Origin of the sequence: Variovorax atrisoli 110B, assembly GCF_000382045.1 — a bacterium.
GTDB classification, from domain to species: Bacteria; Pseudomonadota; Gammaproteobacteria; order Burkholderiales; family Burkholderiaceae_C; genus Variovorax; species Variovorax atrisoli.
In genome coordinates, this window is sequence record NZ_KB907468.1 from 70,722 (window position 1) to 96,430 (window position 25,709).

General features: G+C 65.8%; 30 protein-coding genes and 2 pseudogenes. 14 read left to right on the forward strand and 18 right to left on the reverse strand.

From position 1 onward, the window contains the following. Positions 1 to 183: 183 nt before the first annotated feature. On the reverse strand, positions 184 to 489 hold the full coding sequence (locus G369_RS36690; RefSeq protein WP_157773842.1) for a hypothetical protein: 306 nt from the start codon (positions 487 to 489) through the stop codon (positions 184 to 186). A 50-nt stretch (positions 490 to 539) separates the two neighbouring features. Here G369_RS36690 and G369_RS36695 point away from each other — a divergent pair, with 50 nt between their 5' ends. Then, positions 540 to 734, forward strand: a complete 195-nt coding sequence (locus G369_RS36695; protein WP_019658184.1) for a hypothetical protein — start codon at positions 540 to 542, stop codon at positions 732 to 734. A 36-nt stretch (positions 735 to 770) separates the two neighbouring features. Here the strand turns inward: G369_RS36695 and wrbA are convergent, their stop codons facing one another. From wrbA to G369_RS0132125, 5 genes are all read right to left on the reverse strand, one after another. After that, the gene (gene wrbA, locus G369_RS0132105; RefSeq protein ID WP_019658185.1) at positions 771 to 1,373 is read right to left on the reverse strand and encodes an NAD(P)H:quinone oxidoreductase; all 603 of its coding nucleotides are present in this window, start codon (positions 1,371 to 1,373) and stop codon (positions 771 to 773) included. Positions 1,374 to 1,508: 135 nt separating this feature from the next. Further along, entirely contained in the window at positions 1,509 to 1,964 is a 456-nt protein-coding gene (locus tag G369_RS0132110) for a carboxymuconolactone decarboxylase family protein (protein WP_019658186.1), read from the reverse strand. Next, a complete protein-coding gene (locus G369_RS0132115; RefSeq protein ID WP_019658187.1) occupies positions 1,961 to 2,404 on the reverse strand; it encodes a cupin domain-containing protein in 444 nt (147 codons plus the stop codon). Before G369_RS0132115 ends, G369_RS0132110 begins: the two co-directional genes overlap by 4 nt. Before the next feature lie 16 nt (positions 2,405 to 2,420). After that, positions 2,421 to 3,131 (reverse strand): nitroreductase, encoded by a 711-nt coding sequence (locus G369_RS0132120; protein WP_019658188.1) that lies wholly within the window; start codon positions 3,129 to 3,131, stop codon positions 2,421 to 2,423. Between the two features lie 3 nt (positions 3,132 to 3,134). Next, the gene (locus G369_RS0132125; protein WP_019658189.1) at positions 3,135 to 3,683 is read right to left on the reverse strand and encodes a 4-hydroxylaminobenzoate lyase; all 549 of its coding nucleotides are present in this window, start codon (positions 3,681 to 3,683) and stop codon (positions 3,135 to 3,137) included. Positions 3,684 to 3,793: 110 nt separating this feature from the next. Here G369_RS0132125 and G369_RS0132130 point away from each other — a divergent pair, with 110 nt between their 5' ends. The 3 genes from G369_RS0132130 to G369_RS0132140 all read left to right on the forward strand — a co-directional run bounded on the left by G369_RS0132130 (position 3,794) and on the right by G369_RS0132140 (position 6,649). Beyond that, a complete protein-coding gene (locus tag G369_RS0132130; protein ID WP_019658190.1) occupies positions 3,794 to 4,774 on the forward strand; it encodes a LysR family transcriptional regulator in 981 nt (326 codons plus the stop codon). A gap of 119 nt (positions 4,775 to 4,893) precedes the next feature. Beyond that, positions 4,894 to 5,874 (forward strand): tripartite tricarboxylate transporter substrate-binding protein, encoded by a 981-nt coding sequence (locus G369_RS0132135; RefSeq protein WP_020723417.1) that lies wholly within the window; start codon positions 4,894 to 4,896, stop codon positions 5,872 to 5,874. Between the two features lies 1 nt (position 5,875). Beyond that, the gene (locus G369_RS0132140; protein ID WP_019658192.1) at positions 5,876 to 6,649 is read left to right on the forward strand and encodes a nitroreductase; all 774 of its coding nucleotides are present in this window, start codon (positions 5,876 to 5,878) and stop codon (positions 6,647 to 6,649) included. 128 nt (positions 6,650 to 6,777) lie between these two features. Here the strand turns inward: G369_RS0132140 and G369_RS0132145 are convergent, their stop codons facing one another. Both G369_RS0132145 and G369_RS38865 read right to left on the reverse strand, forming a co-directional pair. Continuing rightward, positions 6,778 to 7,422: an HD domain-containing protein gene (locus G369_RS0132145; RefSeq protein ID WP_019658193.1), complete on the reverse strand. Its 645-nt coding sequence runs from the start codon at positions 7,420 to 7,422 to the stop codon at positions 6,778 to 6,780. 150 nt (positions 7,423 to 7,572) lie between these two features. Then, a complete protein-coding gene (locus G369_RS38865) occupies positions 7,573 to 7,839 on the reverse strand; it encodes an SDR family NAD(P)-dependent oxidoreductase (protein WP_244164417.1) in 267 nt (88 codons plus the stop codon). Here G369_RS38865 and G369_RS39865 point away from each other — a divergent pair. Beyond that, complete coding sequence (locus G369_RS39865) at positions 7,787 to 8,080, forward strand: BLUF domain-containing protein (RefSeq protein ID WP_157773844.1); 294 nt, start codon at positions 7,787 to 7,789, stop codon at positions 8,078 to 8,080. The genes G369_RS38865 and G369_RS39865 overlap by 53 nt on opposite strands. Positions 8,081 to 8,167: 87 nt before the next feature. Here G369_RS39865 and G369_RS0132155 read toward each other — a convergent pair whose 3' ends face one another. Next, positions 8,168 to 9,244 (reverse strand): LacI family DNA-binding transcriptional regulator, encoded by a 1,077-nt coding sequence (locus G369_RS0132155; RefSeq protein WP_019658195.1) that lies wholly within the window; start codon positions 9,242 to 9,244, stop codon positions 8,168 to 8,170. 134 nt (positions 9,245 to 9,378) lie between these two features. Here G369_RS0132155 and G369_RS0132160 point away from each other — a divergent pair, with 134 nt between their 5' ends. The 5 genes from G369_RS0132160 to G369_RS0132180 are packed head-to-tail and all read left to right on the forward strand — an operon-like array spanning position 9,379 to position 15,476. Beyond that, a complete protein-coding gene (locus G369_RS0132160) occupies positions 9,379 to 10,398 on the forward strand; it encodes a TRAP transporter substrate-binding protein (protein WP_019658196.1) in 1,020 nt (339 codons plus the stop codon). Between the two features lie 6 nt (positions 10,399 to 10,404). Next, positions 10,405 to 12,294 (forward strand): TRAP transporter large permease, encoded by a 1,890-nt coding sequence (locus G369_RS0132165; protein ID WP_019658197.1) that lies wholly within the window; start codon positions 10,405 to 10,407, stop codon positions 12,292 to 12,294. A 43-nt stretch (positions 12,295 to 12,337) separates the two neighbouring features. Beyond that, positions 12,338 to 12,877: a VOC family protein gene (locus G369_RS0132170; protein ID WP_019658198.1), complete on the forward strand. Its 540-nt coding sequence runs from the start codon at positions 12,338 to 12,340 to the stop codon at positions 12,875 to 12,877. A 5-nt stretch (positions 12,878 to 12,882) separates the two neighbouring features. Continuing rightward, the gene (locus tag G369_RS0132175; RefSeq protein ID WP_019658199.1) at positions 12,883 to 14,151 is read left to right on the forward strand and encodes a ribulose-bisphosphate carboxylase large subunit family protein; all 1,269 of its coding nucleotides are present in this window, start codon (positions 12,883 to 12,885) and stop codon (positions 14,149 to 14,151) included. Continuing rightward, a complete protein-coding gene (locus G369_RS0132180; RefSeq protein ID WP_019658200.1) occupies positions 14,148 to 15,476 on the forward strand; it encodes a four-carbon acid sugar kinase family protein in 1,329 nt (442 codons plus the stop codon). Before G369_RS0132175 ends, G369_RS0132180 begins: the two co-directional genes overlap by 4 nt. 51 nt (positions 15,477 to 15,527) lie before the next feature. Here G369_RS0132180 and G369_RS0132185 read toward each other — a convergent pair whose 3' ends face one another. From G369_RS0132185 to G369_RS0132195, 3 genes are all read right to left on the reverse strand, one after another. Then, a complete protein-coding gene (locus G369_RS0132185) occupies positions 15,528 to 15,914 on the reverse strand; it encodes a VOC family protein (RefSeq protein WP_019658201.1) in 387 nt (128 codons plus the stop codon). A 61-nt stretch (positions 15,915 to 15,975) separates the two neighbouring features. Further along, positions 15,976 to 16,890 (reverse strand): response regulator transcription factor, encoded by a 915-nt coding sequence (locus G369_RS0132190; protein ID WP_019658202.1) that lies wholly within the window; start codon positions 16,888 to 16,890, stop codon positions 15,976 to 15,978. 156 nt (positions 16,891 to 17,046) lie between these two features. After that, positions 17,047 to 17,766 carry a response regulator transcription factor gene (locus tag G369_RS0132195; RefSeq protein WP_038116600.1) on the reverse strand — a complete coding sequence of 240 codons (720 nt, stop codon included), beginning with the start codon at positions 17,764 to 17,766 and terminating at the stop codon, positions 17,047 to 17,049. Positions 17,767 to 17,851: 85 nt separating this feature from the next. Between G369_RS0132195 and G369_RS0132200 the strand changes: the two genes are divergently transcribed. Next, positions 17,852 to 19,951: a sensor histidine kinase gene (locus G369_RS0132200; protein ID WP_244164418.1), complete on the forward strand. Its 2,100-nt coding sequence runs from the start codon at positions 17,852 to 17,854 to the stop codon at positions 19,949 to 19,951. Here the strand turns inward: G369_RS0132200 and G369_RS39635 are convergent. Beyond that, the gene (locus G369_RS39635) at positions 19,941 to 20,105 is read right to left on the reverse strand and encodes a hypothetical protein (RefSeq protein WP_244164419.1); all 165 of its coding nucleotides are present in this window, start codon (positions 20,103 to 20,105) and stop codon (positions 19,941 to 19,943) included. The genes G369_RS0132200 and G369_RS39635 overlap by 11 nt on opposite strands. Before the next feature lie 348 nt (positions 20,106 to 20,453). On the opposite strand from G369_RS39635, the gene G369_RS38880 reads away from it, so the two are divergent. After that, a complete protein-coding gene (locus tag G369_RS38880; RefSeq protein WP_157773846.1) occupies positions 20,454 to 20,663 on the forward strand; it encodes a hypothetical protein in 210 nt (69 codons plus the stop codon). Positions 20,664 to 21,241: 578 nt separating this feature from the next. Here G369_RS38880 and G369_RS0132210 read toward each other — a convergent pair. Further along, complete coding sequence (locus G369_RS0132210; RefSeq protein WP_019658206.1) at positions 21,242 to 21,799, reverse strand: helix-turn-helix domain-containing protein; 558 nt, start codon at positions 21,797 to 21,799, stop codon at positions 21,242 to 21,244. Between the two features lie 271 nt (positions 21,800 to 22,070). Here G369_RS0132210 and G369_RS0132215 point away from each other — a divergent pair, with 271 nt between their 5' ends. Continuing rightward, positions 22,071 to 22,343 (forward strand): helix-turn-helix domain-containing protein, encoded by a 273-nt coding sequence (locus tag G369_RS0132215; protein WP_019658207.1) that lies wholly within the window; start codon positions 22,071 to 22,073, stop codon positions 22,341 to 22,343. A 266-nt stretch (positions 22,344 to 22,609) separates the two neighbouring features. On the opposite strand, the gene G369_RS0132220 is transcribed toward G369_RS0132215, so the two are convergent. Next, positions 22,610 to 22,804, reverse strand: coding sequence for a YqaE/Pmp3 family membrane protein (locus G369_RS0132220; protein ID WP_020723420.1), 195 nt, complete (start codon positions 22,802 to 22,804; stop codon positions 22,610 to 22,612). Between the two features lie 192 nt (positions 22,805 to 22,996). After that, positions 22,997 to 23,569 (reverse strand): helix-turn-helix domain-containing protein, encoded by a 573-nt coding sequence (locus G369_RS0132225; RefSeq protein ID WP_020723421.1) that lies wholly within the window; start codon positions 23,567 to 23,569, stop codon positions 22,997 to 22,999. Positions 23,570 to 23,693: 124 nt separating this feature from the next. On the opposite strand from G369_RS0132225, the gene G369_RS37910 reads away from it, so the two are divergent. Further along, on the forward strand, positions 23,694 to 24,086 hold the full coding sequence (locus G369_RS37910) for a helix-turn-helix domain-containing protein (protein ID WP_167333985.1): 393 nt from the start codon (positions 23,694 to 23,696) through the stop codon (positions 24,084 to 24,086). A gap of 143 nt (positions 24,087 to 24,229) precedes the next feature. On the opposite strand, the pseudogene G369_RS38350 reads toward G369_RS37910, so the two are convergent. Continuing rightward, positions 24,230 to 24,445, reverse strand: a pseudogene (locus G369_RS38350) (IS3 family transposase); the annotation flags it as partial. A 55-nt stretch (positions 24,446 to 24,500) separates the two neighbouring features. Continuing rightward, positions 24,501 to 25,647 (reverse strand): annotated as a pseudogene (locus G369_RS36700) (IS3 family transposase). Positions 25,648 to 25,709: the final 62 nt, after the last annotated feature.

Consider the following 25,709-nt stretch of genomic DNA (forward strand, 5'->3'; position numbering starts at 1 on the left):
TATATTGCAATAAGCATGTAATGTATATCTAATAGCTACGAGCATGCAATCGCAGCTTTTACTGGCGCATGGCGTTGCTGCATAGCCGAATCCGACGCCAGTACTGCCGAGTCGCGCGCTCACAAGCGATCACCACATCAGCGGCGCCCAGAACGCGTGCCAGGGCCTGCCGCCAAGCCAGGCTCAGGATTGGCGAGTGATTTCAACTTGCGCAGCGCGGTCGATCCGCGGCTGCAGCGCGGCGAAGAATCCATCCATCGTCTGCTCATCCAGGTCGACGGCCTTCGCCCGTCCGCCTGCCACCACAGTGGCGTCCTCGATGCCGATAACGCCGAGGAGATTCCCAAGGTATTGCGTTGCGATGTCGCGATCCTGGATCGGCGATCCCTCGGTGAAATCGGGCGATATGCTGCCCCGTCCGATTCGAAAAGCTCCCCCTTGGAGGTAGCACACCAGTGGAGATCGAAGTTCGCGCTCAAGTTGAGCCAAGCTTGGGAGCGAGATGGTGGAGACGATCTCACCTGCATTCCGCGCCAGGCGTGGTTCTGAAGGAGAACGGCATCTTCTTCGTCGACGTCGCGCCGCGCTACGAGGCGTGTGAAGGGGACGGCGGCGCGCCCCTTGTGGTCGGACACGACGAGCAACTGGAGCGCTGCGCGCGCAACGCGCAGGAACTTTTTCACGAAGTCCGCGCAGCCTGGCGGCCGCATGACTGGACTGGTACGGGTCTCTAGGAATACACCGACCAGCGCGCGATATCGCCGCGTGCCTCAGCCGTGGAGCTTCGTCGCGATGGTCGCGACGTGGCGGCCCTGGAACTCCGCCATGCCCAGCTCCTGCTCGCCAGGCAGGCGCTCGCCCCGGCCACCGACGAGAGTTGCCGCTCCGTACGGGCTGCCGCCTTTGATCTCATCAATGCCCATCTGGCGCCTCTCGGCATAAGGCAGGCCGACCACGACCATGCCATGGTGCAGCAGGGTCGGGAGGAACGTGAGGATGGTGCTCTCCTGGCCGCCGTGCTGGGTTGCCGAGGAGGTGAACACGGATCCCACCTTTCCAACGAGTGCACCCTTCATCCAGAGCGGTCCCGTCTGGTCGATGAAGGTGCGCATCTGTGCGCTGACGTTGCCGAAGCGGGTGGGAGCGCCGAAGACGATCGCGTCGTAGTTGGCGAGTTCTTCCGGCTCAGCGAGCGCAGCGGTCTGGTCGGCCTTGCCACCCGCTCCGCGGAACACCTCCGGGGACATCGTTTCGGGCACCCGCTTCAAGTCCACGACGGCGTCGGGAACGCTACGCGCGCCGCGGGCGACGGCTGCCGCCATGGCCTCGATGTGGCCGTAGAAGCTGTGGTAAAGGACGAGGACTTTTGCCATCTTGATTTCAGATATTCGGTGATTCGTTGGGAAAGGCCGCCAAAGCATTGGCCGCAACCCGGCGGCAACGTGGCCGGATCGGCAACGGTGCGACAAAGAAATGCGGGTGAATTGGCGCGGCGCGAGCCCGAAGCTCTACTTCTTCAGCGCGGCCTGGGGCGTGTTGCGGAAGCTGATCGCCATGCGGTTGTAGGTGTTCATCAGACCGATTGCCAGGGTGAGGTCCACCAATTCCTTCTCGGCGAAGACGTCGCGCGCGGCTTCGTAGTCTTCATCCGGCACGCCGGTGTCGGCGACGCGCGTCACCGACTCTGCCCAGGCGAGTGCGGCCCGCTCCCGCGGGTCGAAGAGATCGCCGGCCTCCCGCCATGCCTGCAGCAGCGCGAGTTTCTCGATCGGCAAGCCCTTCTTCAGCAAGTCGCGCGTGTGCATGTCCAGGCAGAACGCGCAGTTGTTGATCTGGGACACGCGCAGGTAGACGAGGTCCACGAGTGCCGGCGAGAGGCCGCTCTGCGATACGTAACCATAGAGGGTGCCCAGCGCCTTGGCGCCAGCGGGAGCGAGTTGGTTGTAGTCGAGACGCATGGTCATGGTTTGCTCTCTGAAGATTCGGTTGAGGTGGTGGGAGTCGTGAGGGGGGTGTCCCCGGTGTCCAGCACGAAGACGGCGAGCAGCTTGGCAGGCTCGCTCTTGCTCGCGTTGCGGCTGACGACATGTCTTGCGCCCGGGGGCTCATAAAAGCTTTCCCCCGCATGCAGGACCTGCACAGGGCCGTCGTCGATCCGAGATTCGATTGCGCCAGAAACGACGTACGCGTAGATGAATGCAGACTTCGCATGCAGGTGCGGACGCGATGCGGCGCCCGGCGCGTAGTCCACCACGACCGAGATGAGCGACTTCCCGGTAATGTTGGGGATGGCTTGCCGGAACGCGGGGGTGACCTTCTCGGTCATCTCATGGGCCGAGGCGGAAGCGGACGCGACTGCGCCGATCGTGGCCGCCACGACGCAGGCGAGCAGTGTGTTCTTCAAGTGAGTGCTCCTGGGTTCATTCGGGAAAGCCGACCATGCGAGCGAAATCCTGCACGCGCTCGCGCGGCATCGCCGTCTGGTTGACGGGTGCATCGGGATCGCCGTAGCCCATGGACATGCCGAAAGCCGTCACTTCCTCAGGTGCCATGCCAAGATGCGAGGCAATCACGTCATGGAATGGGGCGAAGGACACCTGCGGGCAGGTGTCGACGCCCCGCGCCTTGGCAGAGATCATCAGGTTCTGCGCGAAGAGGCCGAGATCGATCCAGCTGTGCGGCTTCAGGCGGCGGTCGATACTGAAAAGAAGGCCGACCGGTGCGCCGAAGAACGAGAAGTTCCGCTCGGACTGGCGGGCGCGTGCCTCCGCGTCGCTGCGGTCGATACCCAGGGATGCGTAGTACCGCGCGCCGAAGTCCTGCAGCCTGGCGCGGAACACCTCGGGCAGCGGCACGGGGAAGTGCGCGGGCGCGGGAGCCGTCCCGGACCGCGACGCCGCGACCAGCGCCGCAGCCAAATGCTCCTTGGCCGATCCGGTCACGACATACACCCGCCAGGGTTGGACATTGGCGCCGCTCGGTGCGGTGGCCGCATCCGCCAGGATCTCGCCCACCAGCTTGCGATCAAGCGGCTTCTGCTTGAAGGCGCGCACCGCGCGGCGGGAACGCACGACACTCGCCACACATTGCGCGACGGCCTCCTGGGCCCATTCACGTGGGTTCGTGGTCATGGCTTACTCCTGCGGCGCGGCGTGATACGAAATCCGTCCCGAGGGCAGGAAGAAAAGCGCGATGACGGCACCCTCCTTGGATTCGGGATAGTGCTGGCTGCCGGGCGAGGGCGCGGTCCACCCGCCGAAGCACCAGCCGTTCGGACCGTTCAGGGCTGCACCGGGCGTGACGGGCACGACCATGTTGAACTCGCCGTAGGGGTGGCCATGGTATTGGCCGCGGAACCGGCGGTCGGGATGGCCCTGCTCGTTCCCAGTGCTGTCCATGTACACCGCGGTGATGCTGAAGTACAGGGTCCTGTCCGAAGGTTCGGCGATGCGGCTGCGACGGTAGTGCGGGCCGTCGATCTCCACGTTCGCCGCCCAGCCGTCTTCAATACCCTTCTTCACCAGGCGCGCGAGCGTCTGGTAGAGCTCGCTGTCGGGTCCGTACTTCTGGTTCAGCCAGCGCTCGACCTCGGTACTCGCCGTCATGTCCTTGACTTCTTCGAGGAAGGGAATGCAGCGGTCGATCAAGGCCTCGCGGTCCTGGATGAGTGTTTCGGTGATCATGGGGTGAGCTCCTGATTGGCTGGTTCCGATGATGGGCGACCCTCTCTGGAAACGGAACTGATCTCTCTGCAAGCCCATAATGCACGGCGTTCATTGGCTGGAGGACGAACATGAGCATTGGCCGGACCGACCTCAACCTGCTCAAGGTCTTCGATGCGGTGTACGAGGAACGCAACCTGGTCCTCGCGGGCAAGCGGCTGCACCTGTCGCAGTCGGCGGTGAGCCACGCGCTCGCCAGGCTTCGTGAACTGGTGGGGGACGAGCTCTTCATGCGCACAGGAAAAGGCATGATCCCCACCCGCCGTGCCGCGGCGATGGCCCCTGCCCTGCGCGACTCCCTGCGGCGGATCGAGGCCACATTGGGCGTCGAGCCCTTCTCTGCGCAGCAGTCGACGCGGCGGTTCGTCATTGCCGCGAATGACCACCTCACCGCAGTCATCGTGGCACCGCTGTCGCGCGAGCTGCAGCGCTCGGCGCCGGGCGTGGACCTCGTCATCCGTCCTTTCACTCGGCTCGACCTCGCGGAGCAGATCGACCTGGGCCGCATCGACATGGCCGTCGGCATCTTCTCGCAGGTGCCTGGCCGGTTGAACTCCCGCACGCTCATGTCGCAGGGTGAAGCGATCCTGATGCGCAAGGGGCATCCCGCTTCGCGTCGCAAGCTCACGCTGCGGGACATGGCGAAATTTCCTCTCGTGACGCTTTCCGTCGGAGGCGAGGAAGAAGGCGCGGTGGGCGGCTTCATCCTGGAGCGCGGCCTTGCGCGGCAGTCCGAGATGTTCGACCGCCATGCGCTGGAGGAGGCGCTGCTTGCGGTGCAGGAAGCCCCGCGCGCGCGCGTGACAGTGCCACACTCGCTGGCGATTCCCGCCCTGCTGCGCGAGACCGACATGCTGTCCATCGTGCCCGCCTCGCTCGCCATAGCGCTGGCCAAGAGCAGCGACTTGCTGCGACGGCACCCCCCTTATCAGGCAGGAACGTCGACGATCCGCGCAGTCTGGCACCGCCGCGACGATCACGACGAAGGCCATGTGTGGCTGCGCGACGTGGTGGCGGCAACAGCACGTTTTGCAGAGGAGGCGCTCGGCTAGCATCGCAAAAGGCAAGTTGCACGTTGTGCAATTGGCCCTTGCAAAGTCTTCAGTTCCAACGCCCGCGCCGTCCGACCATGATTCGGTCATACCCATCATTGAGCAAAGCGAGAGGCGGAATGGACGCAATCAATCGGCGCGCTTTTGCGCGCATGACACTGGCCGTGCCGGCCGCGGGCTGGCTTCTGCCGGCGTTGTCCCAGACGGGCGTGGGCAAGCTGCTCGTCGGCTATCCCCCGGGGGGAACCCTCGATACGACAGCACGTCACCTGACGGAGGGCTGGCGCAAGCAGGGGCGCCAGTACATCGTTGACAACCGGGCGGGGGCTGCCGGCCGTATTGCCAATGGTCAGTTGAAACGCGAGCGAGCCGACGGCAGTGTGCTGCTGTGCACGCACGCATCCGCGCTCACGATCTACCCACACGTCTATGCAAAGCTCGCCTACGATCCAGCGGCAGACTTGGTGCCGGTGTCGCCAGTGGTCACGGCGACCTGTGCGTTTGCCGTGAGCAACGCTGCGCCGGCCAGCGTTCACGACCTGCAGACGTATGTCGAATGGGTGCGTCGCACGCCGAGCTCCGCCACCTTTGCGTCGCCCGCTGCCGGCTCCTTCGCGCATTTTCTCGGATACCAGCTCTCCGACACTGCGGGCCTGAAGCTGCAACACGTGGGCTATCGTGGTTCCGCTCCGGCGATGCAGGACCTGATCGGCGGGCAGATCCCCGCGTACTTCGGGTTCGTTGCCGACTTCCTGCCTTACCTGCAACAGGGCAAGATCAGGATCCTGGGTGTCTCCGGCGAGAAGCGCTCCGCCTTCCTGCCAAAGGTACCCACCTTCATCGAGCAGGGATACCCAAAGGTCGTCGGCGTGGAGAACTATGGGATCTTCGCGCCACCGGGGACCCCCGACTCGACCGTGCAGGCGGTGCACGCATCCATCGTTGCCGCGACCAAGGATCCGGCGCTGCGCTCGGCCTTGGAGCAGATCGGCCTGGAAACGCTGACGCTTTCGCCCGGCGAGTATGCGAAGCAGCTGGCGTCCCAGCGGGAGTTCTGGCGTCCCATCGTGCAGGCTTCCGGTTTCCGCTCCGAGGACTGACATGGACACGGTGAACTGCACGCAGGCGGAGATTGCGCGCTGTGTCGACCGGGTGCTGCAGTCACGCCGGTCCACGCGTGCATACCGACCGGACCCGATCGCGGCAGAGACGGTGTTCGAGATCCTCGATGCCGCCGCGACGGCGCCCAGCAATTCGAACACGCAGCCGTGGCGCGTGCACGTGCTGGCGGGCGCCGCCCTGCGAGAACTGGGCGACGCGCTGGTCGCGAGCTTCAGGGAAGGGAGTCTGCCCCCGTCGCCCCATTTTCCGGATTCGCTGCCGCAGGAGTTCAGCGAGCGACAGGCGGACTTTGCGACGCGCTACTACAGCTGTCTCGGAATCGACCGGCAGGACGCCGCCGCGCGCGCCGCACAGACCGAGAAGAACTTCCACTTCTTCGGCGCGCCGATCGGCCTGCTCTTCAGCATCGACAGACGCTTGACGGCTCACAGCTGGCTCGACCTGGGTCTGTTCGTGCAGAACGTGATGATCGCTGCCGGAGCACGCGGCATCGCCACGTGCCCGCAGGTCTCGTTCGCACGCTTCCATCCCGTGATCGCTCCCTACCTGGGCATGTCCCTGGACCACCTGACCGCTTGCGGCATGTCCATGGGCTTGGCCGAAACGGCGGCGGCGGTGAACCACGTCCGCATGCCGCGACAGGGTGCGCGCGAGTTCGCGCAGTTCGTCGGCTTCGAGCCTGCCGCGCCTGTCCTCACGGCGACCGGGCTCACTCCGCGAACTGCTGCCGGTTCTTGCGCGGACTTGCGCTGAACCGCCGGCTGAAGGCGCGGTGCAAGGCTTCCACGTTCGCGTAGCCGACCCCGTCGCCAGCGGCGGCGCACGTCGTTGCGCGCCTTCTTCTCACCTCGATGGGGGACGCTCCTGAGCCTTCAGCCGCATCATCCCTGCCACTTCGACGCGTAGATGACTGCGCACATGTCTACCCGCTGGAAGTGCGGGTCCTTGTGCGCGAGGAAGTCGTCATTGAAGGTGCCGGTGGTGCTGGCGGGGCGGTGCTTCATGCCTTGGTAGAAGGCATCGATGATCCTGCTCTTGAAGTCGTCTTCGCGGGGAAAGGCCGCGAGCACTGCCTGGCGTTCCGCGTCCGTGAACTCATCGTATCCCCGCCCGGCCACGTCCATGCCCGCACCTGTTTGGACCAGGGCGATCTCGGCTCGCATGAACTGCGGGATGCCGGGGGTGCTGTGCAGGGCCACGGCGTTCCAGACCGTTTCGATGTCCGCCTCGGAAATGCCATGGCTGCGGAGGAAATCACCCGCCGCATTCGCGCCGTCCACTTCGAAGCGAAGCTCACTGTTCTCGTACTTGGACGTCAGGCCGATGTCGTGGAACATCGAGGCGGCGTAGAGCAGTTCGGCGTCGTACTTCAGCGCTTTGCGGCGGCCCGCGAGGCAGCCCCAGCAGTAGCAGCGCAAGGAGTGGTTGTAGAGCAGGTCGCTCTCGGTGTCGCGAACGAACTCTGCCAGCTCGCGAGCGAGCTGACTATCTGGGATGCGTATTCCGGAAACTTCTCTGGGAGTCATGACTTTCCTCGATGGGTGGTAACGGTGGCAGTGGACGTCGTTGCCGTTCCAACTCGCCGAAGCGGTTGCCCGGCACCGCGATGGCGTCATCATCCGCGGCCAAGGCACGGGATGGAACTGAACTCTGTGCAAGGGCAGGTTGCAGGCGGCTCAAGTCATCTGCACGGCCGATTTCACCGCCGCATGCGGACCGTACCCCGGTATCGTGATCGGCGACAGGCCTGAGGACACACGCACGATCGCCCCTACGCCCGCAATCTGCGGAAGCAGCTGCTGCATCAGGACGTACACGCCCTTGAAATGGACGTCTGTGAGCGCATCGAACACGCCTTCTTCCGTTTCGCCGAGCTTGCCCTGTCCATTTGTGCGCCGACGTCGAAAGCATGCCGAGCGCCACAACAACTGGGAGATCGGCATCACCGGCGCGCTGTGCCACCTCCAGGGCAATGACGTTCAATGCCTGGAAGGCGACGAGGCCGCCATCAGATGCGTGAGGGCCAACATCGCAGAGGCCCCCGTCATGCACGTCATGCGAACGAGACTGTGCCGGAGTGCCGGTTCATCGCGGCGTGCGCGTTCTCGCAGTGGTGGATGGCACGCCTGGTGCTGGACGAGCAAGTTCGAGAACTCCCCGGCTCTTTGGCGGACATGGGCCTGACCGGTATCGAATCCGCAGAAGCAGCGTCAGTCTTCCGTGCGCTCATGCGAATGCCGGCAATCGGTACGCCTCCGCCAGGTGCACCTGCTACGGAAGGTTCTCCCGAAAAATCACCTGGCTGCGCGTCGTTTCCACGCCGCTGAGCGGCTCGCGCTTGTCGCGCAGGTTGGTGAAGATGCGCACGCAGCTCATCAGCGTGGTATGCGGGCTCTGCGTGATCACCGCGTCCATGCTGCCGTCGATCAGCAAGGCGCGCGTATCGGGCGTCAGGCCGTGGCCGATGAAGACCACCTTCTGCTCGCGCTCCGCTTCCTTCAGGGCGCGCGCCACACCGTCGGACGCTCCGCCGATGTTGTAGATGCCGCCCATGTCCGGGTGCTGCTCCAGCAGCGCGCGCGTCTGGCGGTAGTTCTTGTCCGCGTCGTCCTGCCCTTCGCGCAGGCCTACCACTTCGAGCCGAGGGAACATCTCGTCGATGACATGCAGGAAGCCCGCCTCGCGTTCTTCGTGCGCCTTGTAGCTCAGGCTGCCCGCGATGAGCGCGACCTTCGCCGCGCGCGTGCCGATGAACCGGCCGATCAGGTAGCCAGCCGTGCGCCCCGCGGCCCGGTTGTCGAGTCCCACGAACGCGGCGCGCTCCGAGTTCGAGAGGTCCGAGATCAGCGTCACCACCGGCAGCCCGCGTTCGGCGAGCGCGGCCACCGCCTCGCGCACCGCCGGATGCTCGAGGGCCATCATCGCGATGCCGTCGCAGCGCTGGCCGTGCCGGTGCAGCGCGTTCGCCAGCTCATGCGGATTGAAGCTCTCGATGAACACGGTGCGGCATTGCACGTTGAACGGCGCCCAGTGCTCCTGCGCGTAGCCCACCATGTCGCCCAGCATGCGGATGAACCGGTTGGTGCCCGCCGGCAGCAGGAACACCAGCCGCAGCGGCGGCGGCGTCAGCGCCGCATACAGCGCCGGCCCGGGCAGGTAGTCGAGCTCGCCCGCGGCCTTGAGCACGCGCTGCACCGTCGCATCGCGCACGCCCGGTCGCCGGTTGAGCACCCGGTCGACGGTGGCGGTGGACACCTGCGCCGCGCGGGCGATGTCGACCACGCGTGCACGGCGGGCTTCCACGGGTGAAGCAGACAAACCGGGAAGGGGTGAAGGGTTATCCCTCATACATCAAAAACCATCAGATCCAAGTTTGACCAGGATCATGCATGCTTTTATCTTCCCTGCGGCCTGAATTCAATGATGCATCAGATTACATCAGCGGCAGTCCGCAAGAATTCGACGATCACGGAGACAAAAACATGACCTCGCTGACCCGCAGGCGCGCCCTGCGCACCCTTTCCGCCCTCCCCGCCGCCGGCATCGTCACGGCGCTGCCGCGCATCGCACGCGCCGCCGAGTTCTCGTACAAGTACGGCAACAACCTGCCGCTGACACACCCGCTGAACATCCGCGCGCAGGAGGCGGCCGAGCGCATCGCCAAGGAGACGAAGGGCCGGGTCGAGATCAAGATCTTCCCCAACAACCAGCTCGGCGGCGACACCGACATGCTGGCGCAGGTGCGCTCGGGCGGCATCGAGTTCTTCACGCCCTCGGCGCTGGTCATTGCCACGCTGGTGCCGGTGGCGGCCATCAATGCCGTGGGCTTTGCCTTCAACGACTACGCCCAGGTGTGGGCCGCGATGGACGGCAAGCTCGGCGCACACGTGCGCGGCGCCATTGCCAGGTCGCGCCTGTACGCCTTCGAGAAGATGTGGGACAACGGCTTTCGCCAGACCACCAGCAGCAAGGCGGCGGTAGCCACCGCCAAGGACATGGACGGCCTGAAGATCCGCGTGCCCGTGAGCCCGCTGTCGATCTCGATGTTCAAGGGCCTGGGCGCCGCGCCGGCCAGCCTGCAGTTCAGCGAGGTCTACTCGGCGCTGCAGACGAAGATCGTCGATGCGCAGGAGAACCCGCTGCCCATCATCCAGGTCGCCAAGCTGTTCGAGGTGCAGAAGTTCTGCTCGCTCACCAACCACATCTGGGACGGCTACTGGTTCATCGCCAACGGCCGCGCCTGGGAAGCACTGCCCGAAGACCTGAAGACCATCGTCGCCCGCGCCATCAACGACGCCGGCATGCAGCAGCGCGACGACATCCGCAAGCTCAACGAATCGGTGGTCGGCGACCTGCAGGCCAAGGGCCTGAGCATCAACCGTCCCGCCGCCGAGAGCTTTCGCGCGAAGCTGCGCGAGTCGGGCTTCTACGGCGAATGGAAAGGCCGCTTTGGCCCCGAGGCCTGGGCGCTGCTCGAGGGCGCGGTCGGCAAGCTGGCCTGAGCACCCATGGCGCACGAATCGACTTTCGAGGCGGCCGCCTTTGCCGGCGCCTCGGCCAACCCGCTGAGCGGCATGGCGTCGCGCATCGACCGCGTGCTCGGCGCGGCGGTCGAGGCCGCGGCCGCGCTGCTGGTGCTCGCCGAGATCTGCGTGCTGTTCGCCGGCGTGGTGTCGCGCTACCTGTTCCACGCGCCGCTGGTGTGGTCCGACGAGCTCGCGTCCATCCTCTTCCTCTGGCTTTCGATGCTCGGCGCCGTGGTGGCGCTGCGCCGCGGCGAGCACATGCGCATGACCGCGCTGGTGCAGAAGGTGCGCCCGCCGACGCGCGCCATCCTCGATGCCTTCGCGATCGCGGCCTCGGTCGCGTTCCTGGTGCTGATCATCTGGCCGTCGATCGACTACGCCCACGAAGAGTCGTTCATCGTCACGCCGGCGCTGGAGGTCAGCAACGCATGGCGCGCCGCGGCCATTCCCGCGGGCCTCGGCATCATGCTGGCGATGGCATTGCTGCGCATGTTGCGCGTGTGCACCGGCCGGCAGATCGTGCTCGCGCTCGTCGGCACGGCCGCGCTGGTGGGCGCCTTCTGGCTTGCCGCGCCAGTGTTCGCCACCCTCGGCAAGTTCAACCTGGTGATCTTCTTCGTGGTCATCGTGGCGGCCACGGTGCTCTCCGGCGTGCCCATCGCGTTCTCGTTCGCGCTGGCGACCTTCGGCTACCTGGCGCTTACCACGCGCACGCCGCTGCTGGTGATGGTGGGCCGCCTCGACGAGGGAATGTCCCACCTGATCCTGCTGGCGGTGCCGCTGTTCATCTTCCTGGGCGCGCTCATCGAGATGACCGGCATGGCGCGCGCCATGATCCAGTTCCTCGCCAGCCTGCTGGGCCATGTGCGCGGCGGTCTCTCGTACGTGCTGATCGGCGCGATGTACCTGGTGTCGGGCATCTCGGGCTCCAAGATCGCCGACATGGCGGCCATCGCGCCGGTGCTCTTCCCCGAGATGACCAAGCGCGGCGCCAAGCCCGGCGACCTGGTGGCGCTGCTGTCGGCCACCGGCGCGCAGACCGAGACCATTCCGCCGTCGATCGTGCTGATCACCATCGGCTCGGTCACCGGCATCTCGATCGCGGCGCTGTTCACGGGCGGCCTGCTGCCGGCCGTGGTGCTGGGTGCTGCCCTGTGCGCGGTGGTGTGGTGGCGCTACCGCCGCGAAGACCTCAGCGGCGTGCAGCGCCACAGCAAGCGCGAGATCGGCAAGCTGCTGCTGGTGGCGCTGCCCGCCGTGCTGTTGCCCTTCGTGATCCGCGCCGCCGTGGTCGAGGGCGTGGCCACGGCCACCGAAGTGTCGACCATCGGCATCGTCTATGCGGCCATCGTGGGGCTGGTGGTGTACCGCCAGTTCGACTGGAAGCGGCTCAAGCCGATGCTCGTCGACACGGCCTCGCTCTCGGGCGCGATCATCTTCATCGTCGGCTGCGCCACGGCCATGGCCTGGGGGCTCACGCAGTCGGGTTTCTCGCAGGACCTGGCGCGGGTCATGGGCACGCTGCCCGGCGGGGCCTACGGCTTCCTGGCCGTGTCGATCGTCGCTTTCATCGTGCTGGGCAGCGTGCTCGAGGGCATTCCGGCCATCGTGCTGTTCGGGCCGCTGCTGTTTCCCATCGCCAAGGCGACTGGCGTGCACGAGGTGCACTACGCCATGGTCGTCATCTTCTCCATGGGCATCGGCCTGTTCGCGCCGCCCTTCGGCGTGGGCTACTACGGCGCGTGCGCCGTCAGCAAGGTCAACCCCGACGACGGCATCCGCTACATCTGGGGCTACATCGGCGCGATGCTGGTCGGCCTGGTGATCGTGGCCATTTTCCCGTGGTTCTCGACCGGCTTCCTGAAATTCTGATCCACACCACAACAACACACTCACATCCACGGAGCCAAACGCAATGAGTCGATTCCTCGGCGAGATCCGCCAACTGGGCTATGTCGTGCACGACATCGAAGCCGCCATGGACTACTGGAGCACGAAGCTGGGCGTCGGCCCCTGGTTCTACAACCCCCGCGTGCCCATCAGGAACTACCGCTACAACGGCGAGGTGCACGAGCCGCACAACTCGGTAGCACTCGCCAACTCGGGTGACGTCCAGGTGGAGCTCATCCAGACGCGAAACGACGTGCCATCGATGTACCGCGACTTCCTGCGGGCCGGCCGCACGGGGCTGCAGCACGTGGCCTACTGGACCGCCGACTACGACGCCGACCTCGCGCGCCTGACGGCGCAGGGGTTCAAACCCGTGATGAGCGGGGAAGTGGGCGAGCGCGGACGCTTCATCTACTTCGACACCGAGTACCACCCGGGCACCGTCATCGAGCTGTCGGAAGTCGCGGGCCCGAAGGGCAAGATGTTCGAGCTGATCCGCAGCGCGTCGCAGGGCTGGGACGGCAGCGAGCCGGTGCGGCCCTTTCCCGACCTGAGCAAGCTGTGAGCGTGATGGCACCCGAGCGCGTGCGTGCGCGGTACCTGGTCGAGACGCCGCACGACGTCGCGGCCGTGGCGCAGGTGATGGCGGGCGAACAATCGTGCGGCACCTTCACGCGTGTCGAAGGCGAGACCGACGCGCTGCGCGAGCGCGCACGCGCCACGGTCGAGGCGATCACCGAGCTGGCGCCGGCCGAGGCCCCGAGCCTGCCGAACGCCCTGCTCGAGCGCCACGGCGCGCGGGGGCCGTGGCGGCGAGCGCACGTCGACCTTTCATTTCCGGTGGCCAACATCGGCGCCAACCTGCCCACTCTGGCCGCGACGGTGGCGGGCAACCTGTATGACCTGGGCGAGGTGACGGGGCTGCGGCTCGAATCGCTGCAGATACCCACGGGCTACCGCGCACGGTTCGAGATGCCGCGCGCCGGCATCGCCGGCACGCGGCGTGCGACCGGCGTGGCCAGCGGCGCGCTGGTCGGCACCATCATCAAGCCGAACGTCGGCCTTTCCGCGGCGCAGACGGCCGAGCTCGTCGGCCGTCTGTGCGCCGCAGGCGTCGATTTCATCAAGGATGACGAGGTGTGCGCCGATCCCGCGCATGCGCCGCTGGCCGAGCGCGTGCCGGCCGTGATGGCCGTCGTGCGCGCGCATCAGGCGCGCACCGGCAAGCATGTGATGGTGGCGTTCAACATCACCGACGAAACCGACGCGATGAAACGGCATGCCGACCTCGTCGAACGCGAAGGCGGCTCGTGCGTGATGGCCAGCCTGAACTGGTGCGGGCACTCGGGCATCCAGACGCTGCGGCGTCACACGGGGCTCGCGCTGCATGGGCATCGCAACGGCTACGGCGCACTGTCGCGGCATCCGCTGCTGGGCATGTCGTTCCAGGCGTACCAGACGCTGTGGCGCCTGGCGGGGGTGGACCACATGCACGTGCATGGGCTGCAGGGCAAGTTCTCGCAGCCTGACAGCGAAGTCATCGCCTCGGCGCAGGACTGCTTCACCCCGCTGACCCATGCGGCGGACGATCGCGTGATGCCGGCCTTTTCCTCGGGCCAATGGGCCGGTACCGTACCGGCGACGTGGAAGGCCATCGGCAGTGACGACATTCTCTTCATGGCCGGCGGCGGCATCCTCGCGCACCCCGACGGCGCGGCGGCCGGTGTGACGAGCATCCGCCAGGCATGGTCGGCCGCGCGCGCAGGCGTGCCGCTGGCGGACGCCGCCAAGGAGCTGCCCGAGCTCGCCCGCGCCCTCGCCTTCTTCGGCAAGCCATGAGGCCGCGTCCGTCGATCGTCTACTACGGCGACGATTTCACCGGCGCGACCGACACGCTCGGCACCGCGGCGCGCGCGGGGCTGCGCGCGCTGCTGTTCCTCCAGGTGCCCGACGCGGCGCGCCTCGACCGCACGGGGCCGCTCGACGTCCTGGGCATCGCGGGCGCGGCGCGCGCCATGACGCCCGAGGAAATGCGCACGGAGCTTCGCCCGGTGGCCGCCCTGTTCCGCTCGCTGAACGCGCGCGTGCTGCACTACAAGACCTGCTCCACCTTCGACAGCGCGCCGCACATCGGCTCGATCGGCGCGGCCGTGCGCGCGTTGCGCGCGGCGGTGGAGCAGCCATGGAGCGCCATCATCGGCGGGCAGCCGAATCTGGGGCGCTATTGCCTGTTCGCCAACCTGTTCGCAGCCGCGGGAAGCGGCGCGCAGGTGCACCGCATCGACCGGCATCCGACGATGAGCCGCCATCCGGTCACGCCGATGGACGAGCCGGATCTGCGGCTGCATCTGGCAAAACAGGGGCTCGCGGACGTGCGTTCCATGCCGTTCACCGCGGCGTCGCGCGGCAGCGATGCGCTGGATGCCGCCTTGCGCCAGGCGCTGCACTCGCCACCGGCGGACGCGGTGCTGTTCGACGTGGCCGATGCGGTGCAGTTGCGCGCCATCGGGCAAGTGCTGTGGGCTAGGGCGCAAGCCGCCACGCTGCTGGCTGCGGGGCCGAGCAGCGTGGTGGATGCGCTGGCGACGGCGATGGGCGCGCCACGCCGGGACAGCGGCAGTCCACCGATGGCGCGTACCGGCGTGCCACCCGCCCAAGGCCCGGTGCTGGTGCTTGCAGGCAGCCTCTCGCCCGTCACCGCGCGGCAGGTGGCAGCCGCGACATCGTTCGACATCGTGTGGCTTGACGCGCACAAACTGGCGCAACGCAGCGAAGCCGCCGTGGCCGAGCAGGCCGACCTGGTCATCGGCAGCCTGGCGCGCGGTCGCCACGTACTGGCCTGCACGCGCGCGCCCGGCGCAACGCCATCGAACGGCAGCCTGGACGCGCAGGCACTGGCGCGCGCGGGCGGCGACATGCTGGCCAAAGTGCTGGCGGCCGTGCCGCTCAGACGCATCGGCGTGGCCGGCGGCGACACCTCCAGCCACGGCGTGCAGGCGCTCGACGCGTGGGGACTGTCCTATGTCGCCGACATGGGCGCCGGCACCTCGCTGTGCCGCGTGCACAGCGACGACGCCGCGCTGGACGGCCTGGAGATCATGCTCAAGGGCGGCCAGATGGGCGCGCAGGATGTGTTCGAGCGTCTGGTGCACGGCTTCGCCTAGAAGAGTGAGACTTCACGGGCGTCCGAGGGAGATTGCGGTGCGCCAATGCATTCAGGACTTCTGCTCGTGGGGCAGATGGCACACCGCCTCGACGTTGTGGCCATCGGGGGCGATGACGAAGGCCGCGTAGTAGTGCGGATGGTAGTGCGCGCGCAGCCCCGGGGCCCCATTGTCCTGGCCGCCTGCCTCGATCGCCGCACGATGAAACGCATCGACCTGGCTGCGGCTGTCCGCGGCAAACGCCAAATGCAGTGGTGTAGGTGACGCGCCTTCGCCTTCAGCCTGATAGATCCACAGCGAAGGTTTGCCGTGCTTGCCCAGGCTCGCGCCGTGGGGGCCCTTCATCGCGATGCCTACGCCCAACGGCGCCAGAGCCTGCAGGAAGAAGCGTTCGCTGGCTTCGACGTTGCTGGCGCGTATCCCGACATGATCGAACATGAGAAGCACTCGCTTGTGTTGTGTCAGCCGGATGTTGCCACGTCACGTGGCACGCATGCCATCAGCTTGGGTCTGTGTCCGCACGGCCTTTGCCGCGCAGCGAAGTGGGGGTGGCCCCGAAGCGGGCGCGAAACGAGGTGGCGAAGTTGGCGGCGTTCGAATAGCCGACGGCCATTGCCACTTCCGAGACCGTCAATGCGGACTCGAGCAGCAGCCGGCGCGCATGCGCAAGCCTCGCATCACGCACGAATTCGAAGACCGCCTTTCCCGTATAGGCGCGGAACGCACGCGAAAGCCGCTTCTCGTGGGTGCCCACCTGCGCCGCCAGGGCTGGAAGATTCGGTATGTTCGAGAGATCGGCCTCGACGATCTTGAGCACGGCCTGCGCCAGCACGTCGTCCGCGCCGGCTACCGTGCTCTGCGTCTCGTCGTTCGCTTCGACCCGGGCTGCGGACTCGACCACGTTGTGCTGCACTGCGCGCTCCCTGCGCGCGAGCGCCAGGTGCACTGCCACCCGCATCAACACATCCTCGTGCTCCAACGGCGCCTGCAGGCAGTCCACGGCGCCTTCACGCAGGCTCATGAGCTGCTCGGAAAGCGTCGCGCCGACCGTGACGAAGATCATGGGGATGTGCGCGGTCAAGGGATCGGCCTTCAGCAATCGCGCCGTCGACAGGCCGTTCGGCGTACCGAGTGCCACCTCGAGAAGCATCAGCTCGGGTTTGAGCGCCGTCGCCCAGCGATAGGCCTGGGCGTCGGCTTCGCAGATGCTCACGCGGTGCCCGGCCGAACGCAGTGCCGACCGGATCGGCTCCTGCTGCGCGTCTTCGACCGCGACCAGAATCTGGGCGGGGCCGCCGGGCCATTCCAGATGGTCCGCCAGCGAGGGCGACGAGGCGCGCGGCTTTCGCCTGGAAGGAAAGTGAGGCGCGAGCCTCCATCCGTCGGCGAGGCGATGCTGTGAACTCGGGAACATCAAGGCGGGGCAGTCGGGTCGGTCTTGGCTGACCCGCATGGTGCCCAGGGTGCCCGTTCGAAGCATTGCAGTTTTCTGACGCTTCCTCACCGATCCTCACCGTCGGGGGGCGACGGCACGCGAAGGCGAGCGGCAGCAGCTGATACGCGGTCGGCGTCAGGTCGTGAAGACGTAGCCGGTGCCGCGCACAGAACGTACCGGCAGGCGCATGCCGAGCTTTTCGGCCTTGCGGCGCAGCCGGCTGGCCATCGCGTCGATGCGATGCTGGTCGAAGTCGAACACGTCGCCTCCGAGCGCCACGATCAGCTCGTCGCGGCTCACGGTGAGGCTGCGGCGCTCGATCAGACAACCGAGGAACAGGCGCTCCGTGCTGGTGAGCGTCATGCGCCGGCCTTGCGGATCGCCGAGCACCCAGCCGCCATCAAGCAGCGTCCACGTGGAGGAGGTCTGCTGCGGCCGTTCAGGCACTGCCGCGTTGTCGATCGGCGGGCGCTGCAGTCGACGTCCCACGGCCCTGAGCGTCTCGGCCAACTCCAGCATGTTGACCGGCTTCACGAGGTAGGCGTCCGCGCCCTCGCGCAAACCCAGCAGGCGGTCTTCGAGTGCGCTGCGGGCCGTCACGAGCACCACGCCCACGCTCGGCACGGTGCGCAGGTGCGCCACGATGGACAACCCGCTCTCGCCGGGCAGGCCGATGTCGACCACGGCGATGTCGCAGGGCGCCACGGCAAAGCTTCTGTAGAACGCGGGGGCATCGGCAAAGCCGGCGGCCGCGAACCCCAGTTCGCCCAGGGCGAAGACCGCTTCTTCGCGGATGTCGTCATCGTCCTCGATCACATGGACGCGAAGCTGGGGCGTATCGCTCTGGGGTGGCATGCGCGCCAAAGTATAAAGTCGCCGATCGCATGCCTCCCGCACCCGGCTCCTTCTCTGCACCCAGCACCCGGCACCCAGCGCGACCATGGGCATCCCGTTTTCGAGCAACCGTCGTACCCATCGAATTTTGACTTTCATGCAATTGCTGAGGCTGTGGCTGTGCCTCGCGCTGGGATCTCTCGCGCTGCAAGCCCAGGCGCTCGTCGTGTCGGCGTCGGACGGCGCGCAGGGCCCTCGCGCACTGTCGAGCGGGGTGGGAATACAGCGTGACCCGTCGGGTCAATGGACCATCGCCGACGTGGCAGCTGGAGGCGCGCGGCACGGCGGGTTCGCGCCCCTGAACGGCGCGGTCGAAGAAGGCTTCACCCGCGACACCGTGTGGCTGCGGCTGTCGCTTTCGCGCACGCCCGAAGCGCCTTCGCGCTGGCTGCTGCGGCTGCGCCCACCGCGGATCAGCGAAGCGGTCCTGTATTCGCCGGATGGTCATGGGGGCTTCACGCAGGTCGACATCGGCGACCGCCAACCGTTCGCGCAGCGCGAGATTCCGGACCACAACTTCGTCTACCCGCTGCAGTTGTCGACCGAGCCGGTGGACTACTTTCTGAAACTGCGCAGTGACGGCCCTGCCCTGCGCGCCGAACTCGACCTCTGGCAGGCCACTGGTTTCGCGCAGCATCGCACGACGGACTACGCCGTGGTGGGCCTTCTGGTGGGGGCGGCGATCCTGTCCGTGTGCATGAACCTGATCTTCATGGCGTGGCTCAGGGACTCGCTCTATGGCCACTATGCACTGTACGTGGTCGGGGTTGCAGCGCTCACGCTCAACCGCCAGGGCTTCGTGGCGCAGTGGCTGCTCGATGCGCATCCGGAACGGGTGGCGCAGACGCTTCTCGTGGTCAATTGCCTCTTCAACGTGGTCGCGACCACCTTCATGGCGCGCATCTTCGGATTCCGGCAGCACTGGAAACCCGCGGCGATCTTCTTCGATGGCGTGGCTGCGTTCAACCTGCTGGCGTGCTTCGTCGCGCTGACGAGCCGTCACCCGACGGCCGCACCCTGGGTGAGCGCAGGCAGCGTGTTGTCCACCAGCTTCGGCGGCGTGTTCGTGGCCTACCTGCTGATCGTGCGCCGCCAGTGGCAGTACCTGTTGCCCGCGTCGGCGTTTGCCGTCGGCACCATCCTCGGCATCTATGGCCTGCTGAAGCTGTGGCTTGGCGACTGGCTGCCGGGCGCGCAACCCGAACGGCTGTACGTGGTCGGAAGCATGATGCATCTCGTGCTGCTGAACGCCGCCGTGGCCAACCGCACCCGACGCGCGGAGATCGACGTGCGCGTCGAGCGCGACAAGGTGCTGTCGGTGCGGCTGGAGGCCGAGCGTCAGCTCGAATCGACCGTCGTGCGGCGCACCGCCGAACTGGCCAGCGCCAATGCCATGCTGCACGAAGAGATCGCGGTGCGAGCGCGTCTCGAGAACCAGCTGATGCAGGCGCTGCAGGTCGAGCGCGAGGCGATCGCGCAGCAGCGGGAGTTCGTCGCCATGGTCTCGCACGAGTTCCGCACGCCGCTGACCGCCATCGATGCCGCAGCCCAGTCGCTCGAAATTTCGCGTTTGGGCGCAGAGCCTGCCGTGCGGTCGCGCACCGAGCGGATCCGGCGCGCCGTGCAGCGCCTGACGATGCTGATCGAGAACGTCATGCTCGCGGACCGCCTGCAGTCGGCCAGCCACTCGTTGCGGCTGGACACCCTCGACATCGTGGAATTGACGCAAGGCCTGTGCGACAGCTTCCACCTCCAGAGCCCTTCACGCATCAGGCTGGAATTGCACGTTGCGGCCGAGGTCTGGGTCCGTGCGGACCGCGCATTGCTCGACATCGCGCTGCGTAACCTGGTCCACAACGCGCTGAAGTACTCCGCCGCCGATCGGTCGGTCATTGTTGCGCTGAAGACGGTCGCGGGCAGCGTATACATCGACGTGACGGACCAGGGCGAGGGCATTGCGCCGCATGATGCGCCGCGCATCTTCGAGAAGTACTTCCGCGCCGAGAGCGCGTCCAGAGTTCCAGGGACAGGACTCGGCTTGCACCTGTCTCGCGACATCGCCCGGCTCCACGGCGGCGACGTCGAGCTCGTTGCAACGTCCGAGGCCGGCTCCGTGTTCAGGCTGCGGCTGCCGCTCAGCGCTTGAAGAACGCGAGCAGGTCGGGGTTGATGGGCATGCTGACGCCAGCCAAGGCGCCGGCGGAGGCGGTGGAGCGCCTCCAGAAGTCCGCGGCCGCGGCGCTGGCCCAGTCCGCTGTGCGCGAGCGCCTGCAGGCTCTGGGCACGGATCCGGTCGCCATGCCTGCGGGGCCTTTCGCACAACGCATGAAGAACGAGTAGGAGCAGTACCGGCGCATCCTCCAGCGTTTCCAGATCAAGGCCAACTGTGCCTCGGACAGGGCATGTTGCGATCCGGGAGTCGCCCATGCAAGGCCTTCGCCAGAGAGTGCCGGTGCCGACGCGCAACCGGGTCTCGTGTGCGGCGGTGATGCCCGCTGATGACCGTTCGGCGCAGGCGCGCCATCGTTTCAAGCCGCTTTGGCCGAGAGCCGCTGGACCGAGTTCGCTTCAGGACCTGGGCCGATGGGCGTTTGACCGGATCCTGTCCGACAGACGGCAGGCCAATTTCAAAGCAAAGTCCAAACCCCATGCGCTACACCCTTCTCGAGTCATTTGTTCATTGGCAGGCAGCCCTTGTCACTCAGCTGGAACGGCACGGCCAGAAGTCGCCGGCGCACTGGGTCAGGGCCAATGGTCGCCAGTTGGCAGTGGTCTTCCATTCGGGCTGGTCACCCGCTCGATTGGCTGAGCACATGACTATCGGCGCCGACGGAGAACCGGGCCGGCTGCCATCCTGACGCCCCCCGCGGCGCCCGAACGCAGGGCTTGGCATCAGCCTCAATCAGGCCGCCGCCCAGGGCTTTGCACCGAGCCACCGCATTGCGGAACGGGCTGCGCCGCAGATACAACTGTGCCTGCTGCCCCGGTTTCGGCATCTGCGCCGCCGCAGCCAGCGATCAGGACCAATGCGGGGCGAACATGCCGCCGTGACGGACCAGAAAATCGATCTTCATGAGTGCCTTCGAGAAGCTGGCGGACCTCCGCGAGCGACAACAAAAGACGATTGTTCAAGGACAGCGTTGGGGCTCGGATGAGCCTGTGTCGAGACTCCATGGAGAAATTCAGGACCAAGGTCCGCCGCAAGCCGACCATGGCCGCCGCGGCCGGGACCTCACCAGTGTCCAAGCCATCCTCGGCCCTTCCATCGAAGGGGAGAGCCCATTTTCGACCGCTGGCCAAAGCTCCTTCGGTGTTCGGCATGCCGAACACCGAAGCCATAAGAAGTAAAAAGAACAGGCATGGGCAAATGCCCGAGCGGCGAACCGAATCGGCTGCCGCCTCGATCAACGGGCCTGACGGTGCCGCCGCGAGCCGTTCAATCGCGCAGCGTGAAAACCACAGAGAGGTACGACACCGGCCCCGAATGGATCGCATCGATACCGTGCAGCGCCGTCGCATCGAACAGCAGCGTGTCCCCTGCACCGACCTCCACCGATTTCACGCCATACCGGTAGGTCACCGCCCCCGACAGGAAGTGGAGGAACTTGAGCCCCGGATGTTGGAAGGTCACGTACGGCCCCGCCTCCGGCAGCAACGTCACCCGGTAGGGCTCCACGAACAGGTTGCCCGACAGCGAGTGCCCAAGCAGCTCGTACCGGTAGCCCTCCACGGCCCCGATGCGGTCGACCACGAGCCCCTGCCCTGCCCTCACATGGCAGAAATCCGTGCGCCGTGCCTGATCCCCGAAGAAGCGAGACACCGGCACGTGCAGCCCCTGCGCGAGCCGCTCCAAGGTCTCCACCGAGGGCGAGACGAGCCCCCGCTCGATCCGCGAGAGCATCGACGCCGAGATTTCCGACGCAAAGGCGAGTTGCCCGGCCGATAGCCCGGCGGCCATGCGCAATCCCTTCACCTGCATGCCGATGCGCGACATGGATGGATTGCGTGGCGCAGGCGCCGGCCGCTTCGGCCGGACACGCGTGACGGAGGTCGGCAGACGCAGCGGTCGTGCGGTAGGAAGGGGCGAGGCAAGTTGGCGACGCGTCATCTGGATTTCGTGCCCGCAAGGAAGGCCTGAATCGAAGAGTTCTGGCCGAGTTCTCCGGCGCCACCCTCGATCCAAATTCGATACGAGGACGTCGCAGCTGACGTTTTGTACCATAGAAGCGGGTGCATAAAGAAGGCCAAGCGATGAGAGTCATCGCATGCGATCGACGCAGGATCCCGCACTGCTGAAGGCCTTTGCAGCCGAGCTCAAAGCTCGGCGAGCGGTGCGCGGCTTCAATCAGGAGGAGCTTGGATTTGCGTCGGGACTCAATCGCACGTTCATCGCCAAACTGGAGACGGGCACCTCGAGTCCCTCGCTGACCAGCCTCGTTCTCCTGTGCAACGGGCTCGAAGCAGATCCCGCAGAGCTCATGCAGTCCCTCATGAAGCGCTACAGGAAGGAACTTCGAGCCAATTCGGTATCCGGATAGATCTTCGGAAAGCTGCGACTTTCGACAGGCGGAGGCTGATTCGCGCGCGCGGTCGCCGCCTGTTCGGCATGCCGAACTTCAGAAAGGACGGGAGGGGATGCACTGCACGGCGGAACCAAGGGGACGCCCTCGACATGCCGCGCGCAATGGCACAGGAGGAGGAAGTCCGCGTTCTTCCAGGCCTGCGCAGATTGCCGAATCACTCCCGTCCAGATGCACGGCCAGGATGAAAAAGTTCGGGTCGGCGGCGGCTGCGTCTACCGCCTTCACGTCCTTTGGCTGAGCGCCTTTTCGATCTTCCTGTCGGTCTTGTACTGCCCCAGCCCGTACACTGCCCAGATGGTTGCCGGCAACCAGCCGATGATCGTGAGCTGAAGAACTAGACAGATCACTCCGGCAATCGGCCTCCCGATGGTGAAGAACGTCAGCCAGGGCAGAATCAAAGCAATCAGCAAGCGCACTTTTCTCTCCTAGATCGTCGGGCGGTCATTCAACCCGCTGGAACAAGTCCGCCTCTGTCAATTGACGCCAAGTACCCTCCCCATAAATTTTGAGCAGCGATGAACCCGCTTGTCGAACCAGAGACCAGCGGCGGAAGCACGATCTCACCACATTGATGAGAATCGATGTAGAGGTCGCGTCAACTTTTAGGGTCAATCGCGCAGCGTGAAAACCACCGAGAGGTACGACACTGGCCCCGAATGGATGGCCTCGATGCCATGCAGCGCCGTCGCATCAAACAGCAGCGTGTCCCCTACTCCGACCTCTACTGCCTTCGCTCCATAGCGGTAAGTCACCACCCCCGACAGAAAGTGCAGGACTTTGAGCCCCGGATGCTGGAAGGTCACGTACGGTCCCGCCTCCGGCAAAAGCGTTACCAGGTAGGGCTCCACGAACAGGTTGCCCGACAGCGAATGCCCCAAAAGCTCGTACCGGTAGCCTTCCACCGCGCCGATGCGGTCGACCACCAGCCCCTGCCCTGCCCTCACATGGCAGAAGTCCGTGCGCCGCGCCTGGTCCCCGAAGAAGCGAGACACCGGCACATGCAGCCCCTGCGCAAGCCGCTCCAAGGTCTCCACCGAGGGCGAGACGAGCCCCCGCTCGATCCGTGAAAGCATCGAGGCCGAGATATCCGACGCCAGCGCGAGCTGGCCCGCAGACCGTCCTGAGGCAATACGCAGCGCCCTTACCTGCGCACCGATGCGCGACGCGGACAGGCTGCGCACGACAGGCTCAGGGTGCCGAGACCGCCCGCGCGTCACCGAGACCGGCAAGCGCAGCGGTCGGGCCGTCGGCAAAGGAGATGCAAGCGTTCGATTGGTCACGAGTAGCAGCCTGGCGCGATCCGATATGCATCAATTCTACGATAAACGTAGAGACTTTGGCGACAGGCATTACGAGTATCGTAGGGTGAAAAGCAGCCCCTCTCCATCTCGTTCGGTCTTCGGCGCTCGGTTGCGACTTGCCAGACTGGCGGCCGGGCTGCCGCAAGACAAACTCGGCGTCAAGGCAGGACTGGACGAAGGAACCGCAAGCGCTCGCATCTCTCGGTACGAGAGCGGAATACACGAGCCCAACGTTGCATTTGCGAATCGCCTTGCAGAGGAGCTTCGTGTCCCACTTGCTTATTTCTATTCAGCCGATGACGACCTGGCCAAGCTGATCCTTTGGTTCGGTCAGTTGGATATGAAGCAGCGAAAGCTACTCCTCGAATATGCCAGCCGGCTCAAGGCTACCGATTGAGTGCTGATCGGGAGGAAGCTCTTTGGTCTGAACCACCGGCTCTAACTGTTACTGATCCGGCGTCTGGGTCTCTAACCAGGAAAAGGTCAAGTCATCGAGAGGTCTGAATCGCCCCGGGATTCGAGGAGGCTGTTTGGTTTAAGTCAGGCCACCGCCTCGGTGTTCTGACTGGCGAGTTGCCGGTAGTAGTTTGCCTCGGCTTCTGCCGGCGGGATATGCCCGATGGGTTCGAGCAGGCGATGGTGGTTGAACCACGATACCCATTCGAGCGTTGCGAGCTCCACGGCCTCCTTGGTTTTCCAGGGCGCTCGGCGATGAATGAGCTCGGCCTTGTAGAGCCCGTTGATGGTCTCGGCTGTCCACGCCGAAGTAGAACTGAGCCACTGGGCTGCTGCCGGTCTCATAGACACCGACCTAAGCTTTTTGAGCTTTCTCGAACTCTACCGGACTGACGTAGCCGAGCGTCGAATGACGGCGCGTCGGGTTGTAGAACCGCTCGATGTAGTCGAACACGTCGGCGCGGGCCTGTTCTCTGCACCGGTAAACCTTTCTGGCTGTGCGCTCAGTCTTCAGTGAACTGAAGAAGCTCTCCAGGGCCGAGTTGTCCCAGACCTCGCCCGCGCGGCTCATGCTGCAGGTGATGCCTTGCTCCTTGAGCAGCTCCTGGAAGCGCTCGCTGGTGTATTGGCTTCCTTGGTCGGAGTGATGCAGCAACGCGACCGGCTTGCCCCGGCGCCACACTGCCATCATCAGCGCATCGGCCACGAGCTGCGAGGTCATGCTGTCCTGCATCGACCAGCCGACGATGCGACGTGAGTACAGGTCGAGCACCGCAGCGGCATACAGCCAGCCCTCGGCCGTCCAGATGTACGTGAAGTCGGCCACCCACTTCTGGTTGGGCGCATCAGCCTGGAACTGACGGTCCAACACGTTGTCGGCGATAGCGCCGCGCTGACCTCGGTCTTGCGGAAAGCCTCGGCGTCGTGGCCTCGCACGCAGGGCTTGTTCACGCATGAGCCGTTCAACGCGATGCAGTCCGCATCTTTGACCCAGTGCCAGCACGTCATGCCACACGCGCCGGGCGCCATAGGTGCGGTCGCTGCCCAGGAAGCTCTGACGCACCTGGCTGCCGAGCACCTCGTCTTCCAGACTGCGTTGGCTTCGGGGCCTGCTGAGCCACGCATGAAAGCCGCTTCGCGAGACACCGAGCGCCTCACACATCATTGCCAACGGCCACGCCCTCGGTGTTTCGCAACGAAGCCGAACTTCACATCGACTCCTTGGCGAAGTGGGCCGCCGCTTTTTTCAACAGGTCACGCTCCATGCGCAGCTTGGCGTTCTCCTTCCTCAAACGCTCCAGCTCAGCCTGTTCGGGCTTCATCACGCCCTGACCAGGGAACGCTTGCTGCGGGTCCGCCGTCGCCTCACGTACCCATTTGCGCAGCACGTTCTCGTGCACATCGAGGTCGCGCGCAGCCTGCGCCACCGACACGCCTCGTTCCTTCACCAGCTTGACTGCCTCAAGCTTGAACTCTCGGCTGAATTGCCTTCTCGTTCCCATGACCCACCTCCAGTTTCATTTCACACCTTAACAAGGTGTCTTTGAAACCGGCAGCAGCCCAC

Coding starts and splice junctions, on each gene's coding strand:
- wrbA (WP_019658185.1), bottom strand. CDS start 1,373: ATGGCAAAAGTCCTCGTCCTTTACCACAGCTTCTACGGCCACATCGAG.
- G369_RS0132110 (WP_019658186.1), bottom strand. CDS start 1,964: ATGACCATGCGTCTCGACTACAACCAACTCGCTCCCGCTGGCGCCAAG.
- G369_RS0132120 (WP_019658188.1), bottom strand. CDS start 3,131: ATGACCACGAACCCACGTGAATGGGCCCAGGAGGCCGTCGCGCAATGT.
- G369_RS0132125 (WP_019658189.1), bottom strand. CDS start 3,683: ATGATCACCGAAACACTCATCCAGGACCGCGAGGCCTTGATCGACCGC.
- G369_RS0132130 (WP_019658190.1), top strand. CDS start 3,794: ATGAGCATTGGCCGGACCGACCTCAACCTGCTCAAGGTCTTCGATGCG.
- G369_RS0132135 (WP_020723417.1), top strand. CDS start 4,894: ATGGACGCAATCAATCGGCGCGCTTTTGCGCGCATGACACTGGCCGTG.
- G369_RS0132140 (WP_019658192.1), top strand. CDS start 5,876: ATGGACACGGTGAACTGCACGCAGGCGGAGATTGCGCGCTGTGTCGAC.
- G369_RS0132145 (WP_019658193.1), bottom strand. CDS start 7,422: ATGACTCCCAGAGAAGTTTCCGGAATACGCATCCCAGATAGTCAGCTC.
- G369_RS38865 (WP_244164417.1), bottom strand. CDS start 7,839: ATGCCGATCTCCCAGTTGTTGTGGCGCTCGGCATGCTTTCGACGTCGG.
- G369_RS0132155 (WP_019658195.1), bottom strand. CDS start 9,244: ATGAGGGATAACCCTTCACCCCTTCCCGGTTTGTCTGCTTCACCCGTG.
- G369_RS0132160 (WP_019658196.1), top strand. CDS start 9,379: ATGACCTCGCTGACCCGCAGGCGCGCCCTGCGCACCCTTTCCGCCCTC.
- G369_RS0132165 (WP_019658197.1), top strand. CDS start 10,405: ATGGCGCACGAATCGACTTTCGAGGCGGCCGCCTTTGCCGGCGCCTCG.
- G369_RS0132170 (WP_019658198.1), top strand. CDS start 12,338: ATGAGTCGATTCCTCGGCGAGATCCGCCAACTGGGCTATGTCGTGCAC.
- G369_RS0132175 (WP_019658199.1), top strand. CDS start 12,883: ATGGCACCCGAGCGCGTGCGTGCGCGGTACCTGGTCGAGACGCCGCAC.
- G369_RS0132180 (WP_019658200.1), top strand. CDS start 14,148: ATGAGGCCGCGTCCGTCGATCGTCTACTACGGCGACGATTTCACCGGC.
- G369_RS0132185 (WP_019658201.1), bottom strand. CDS start 15,914: ATGTTCGATCATGTCGGGATACGCGCCAGCAACGTCGAAGCCAGCGAA.
- G369_RS0132190 (WP_019658202.1), bottom strand. CDS start 16,890: ATGTTCCCGAGTTCACAGCATCGCCTCGCCGACGGATGGAGGCTCGCG.
- G369_RS0132195 (WP_038116600.1), bottom strand. CDS start 17,766: ATGCCACCCCAGAGCGATACGCCCCAGCTTCGCGTCCATGTGATCGAG.
- G369_RS0132200 (WP_244164418.1), top strand. CDS start 17,852: ATGGGCATCCCGTTTTCGAGCAACCGTCGTACCCATCGAATTTTGACT.
- G369_RS39635 (WP_244164419.1), bottom strand. CDS start 20,105: ATGGCGACCGGATCCGTGCCCAGAGCCTGCAGGCGCTCGCGCACAGCG.
- G369_RS38880 (WP_157773846.1), top strand. CDS start 20,454: ATGCGCTACACCCTTCTCGAGTCATTTGTTCATTGGCAGGCAGCCCTT.
- G369_RS0132210 (WP_019658206.1), bottom strand. CDS start 21,799: ATGTCGCGCATCGGCATGCAGGTGAAGGGATTGCGCATGGCCGCCGGG.
- G369_RS0132215 (WP_019658207.1), top strand. CDS start 22,071: ATGCGATCGACGCAGGATCCCGCACTGCTGAAGGCCTTTGCAGCCGAG.
- G369_RS37910 (WP_167333985.1), top strand. CDS start 23,694: ATGCATCAATTCTACGATAAACGTAGAGACTTTGGCGACAGGCATTAC.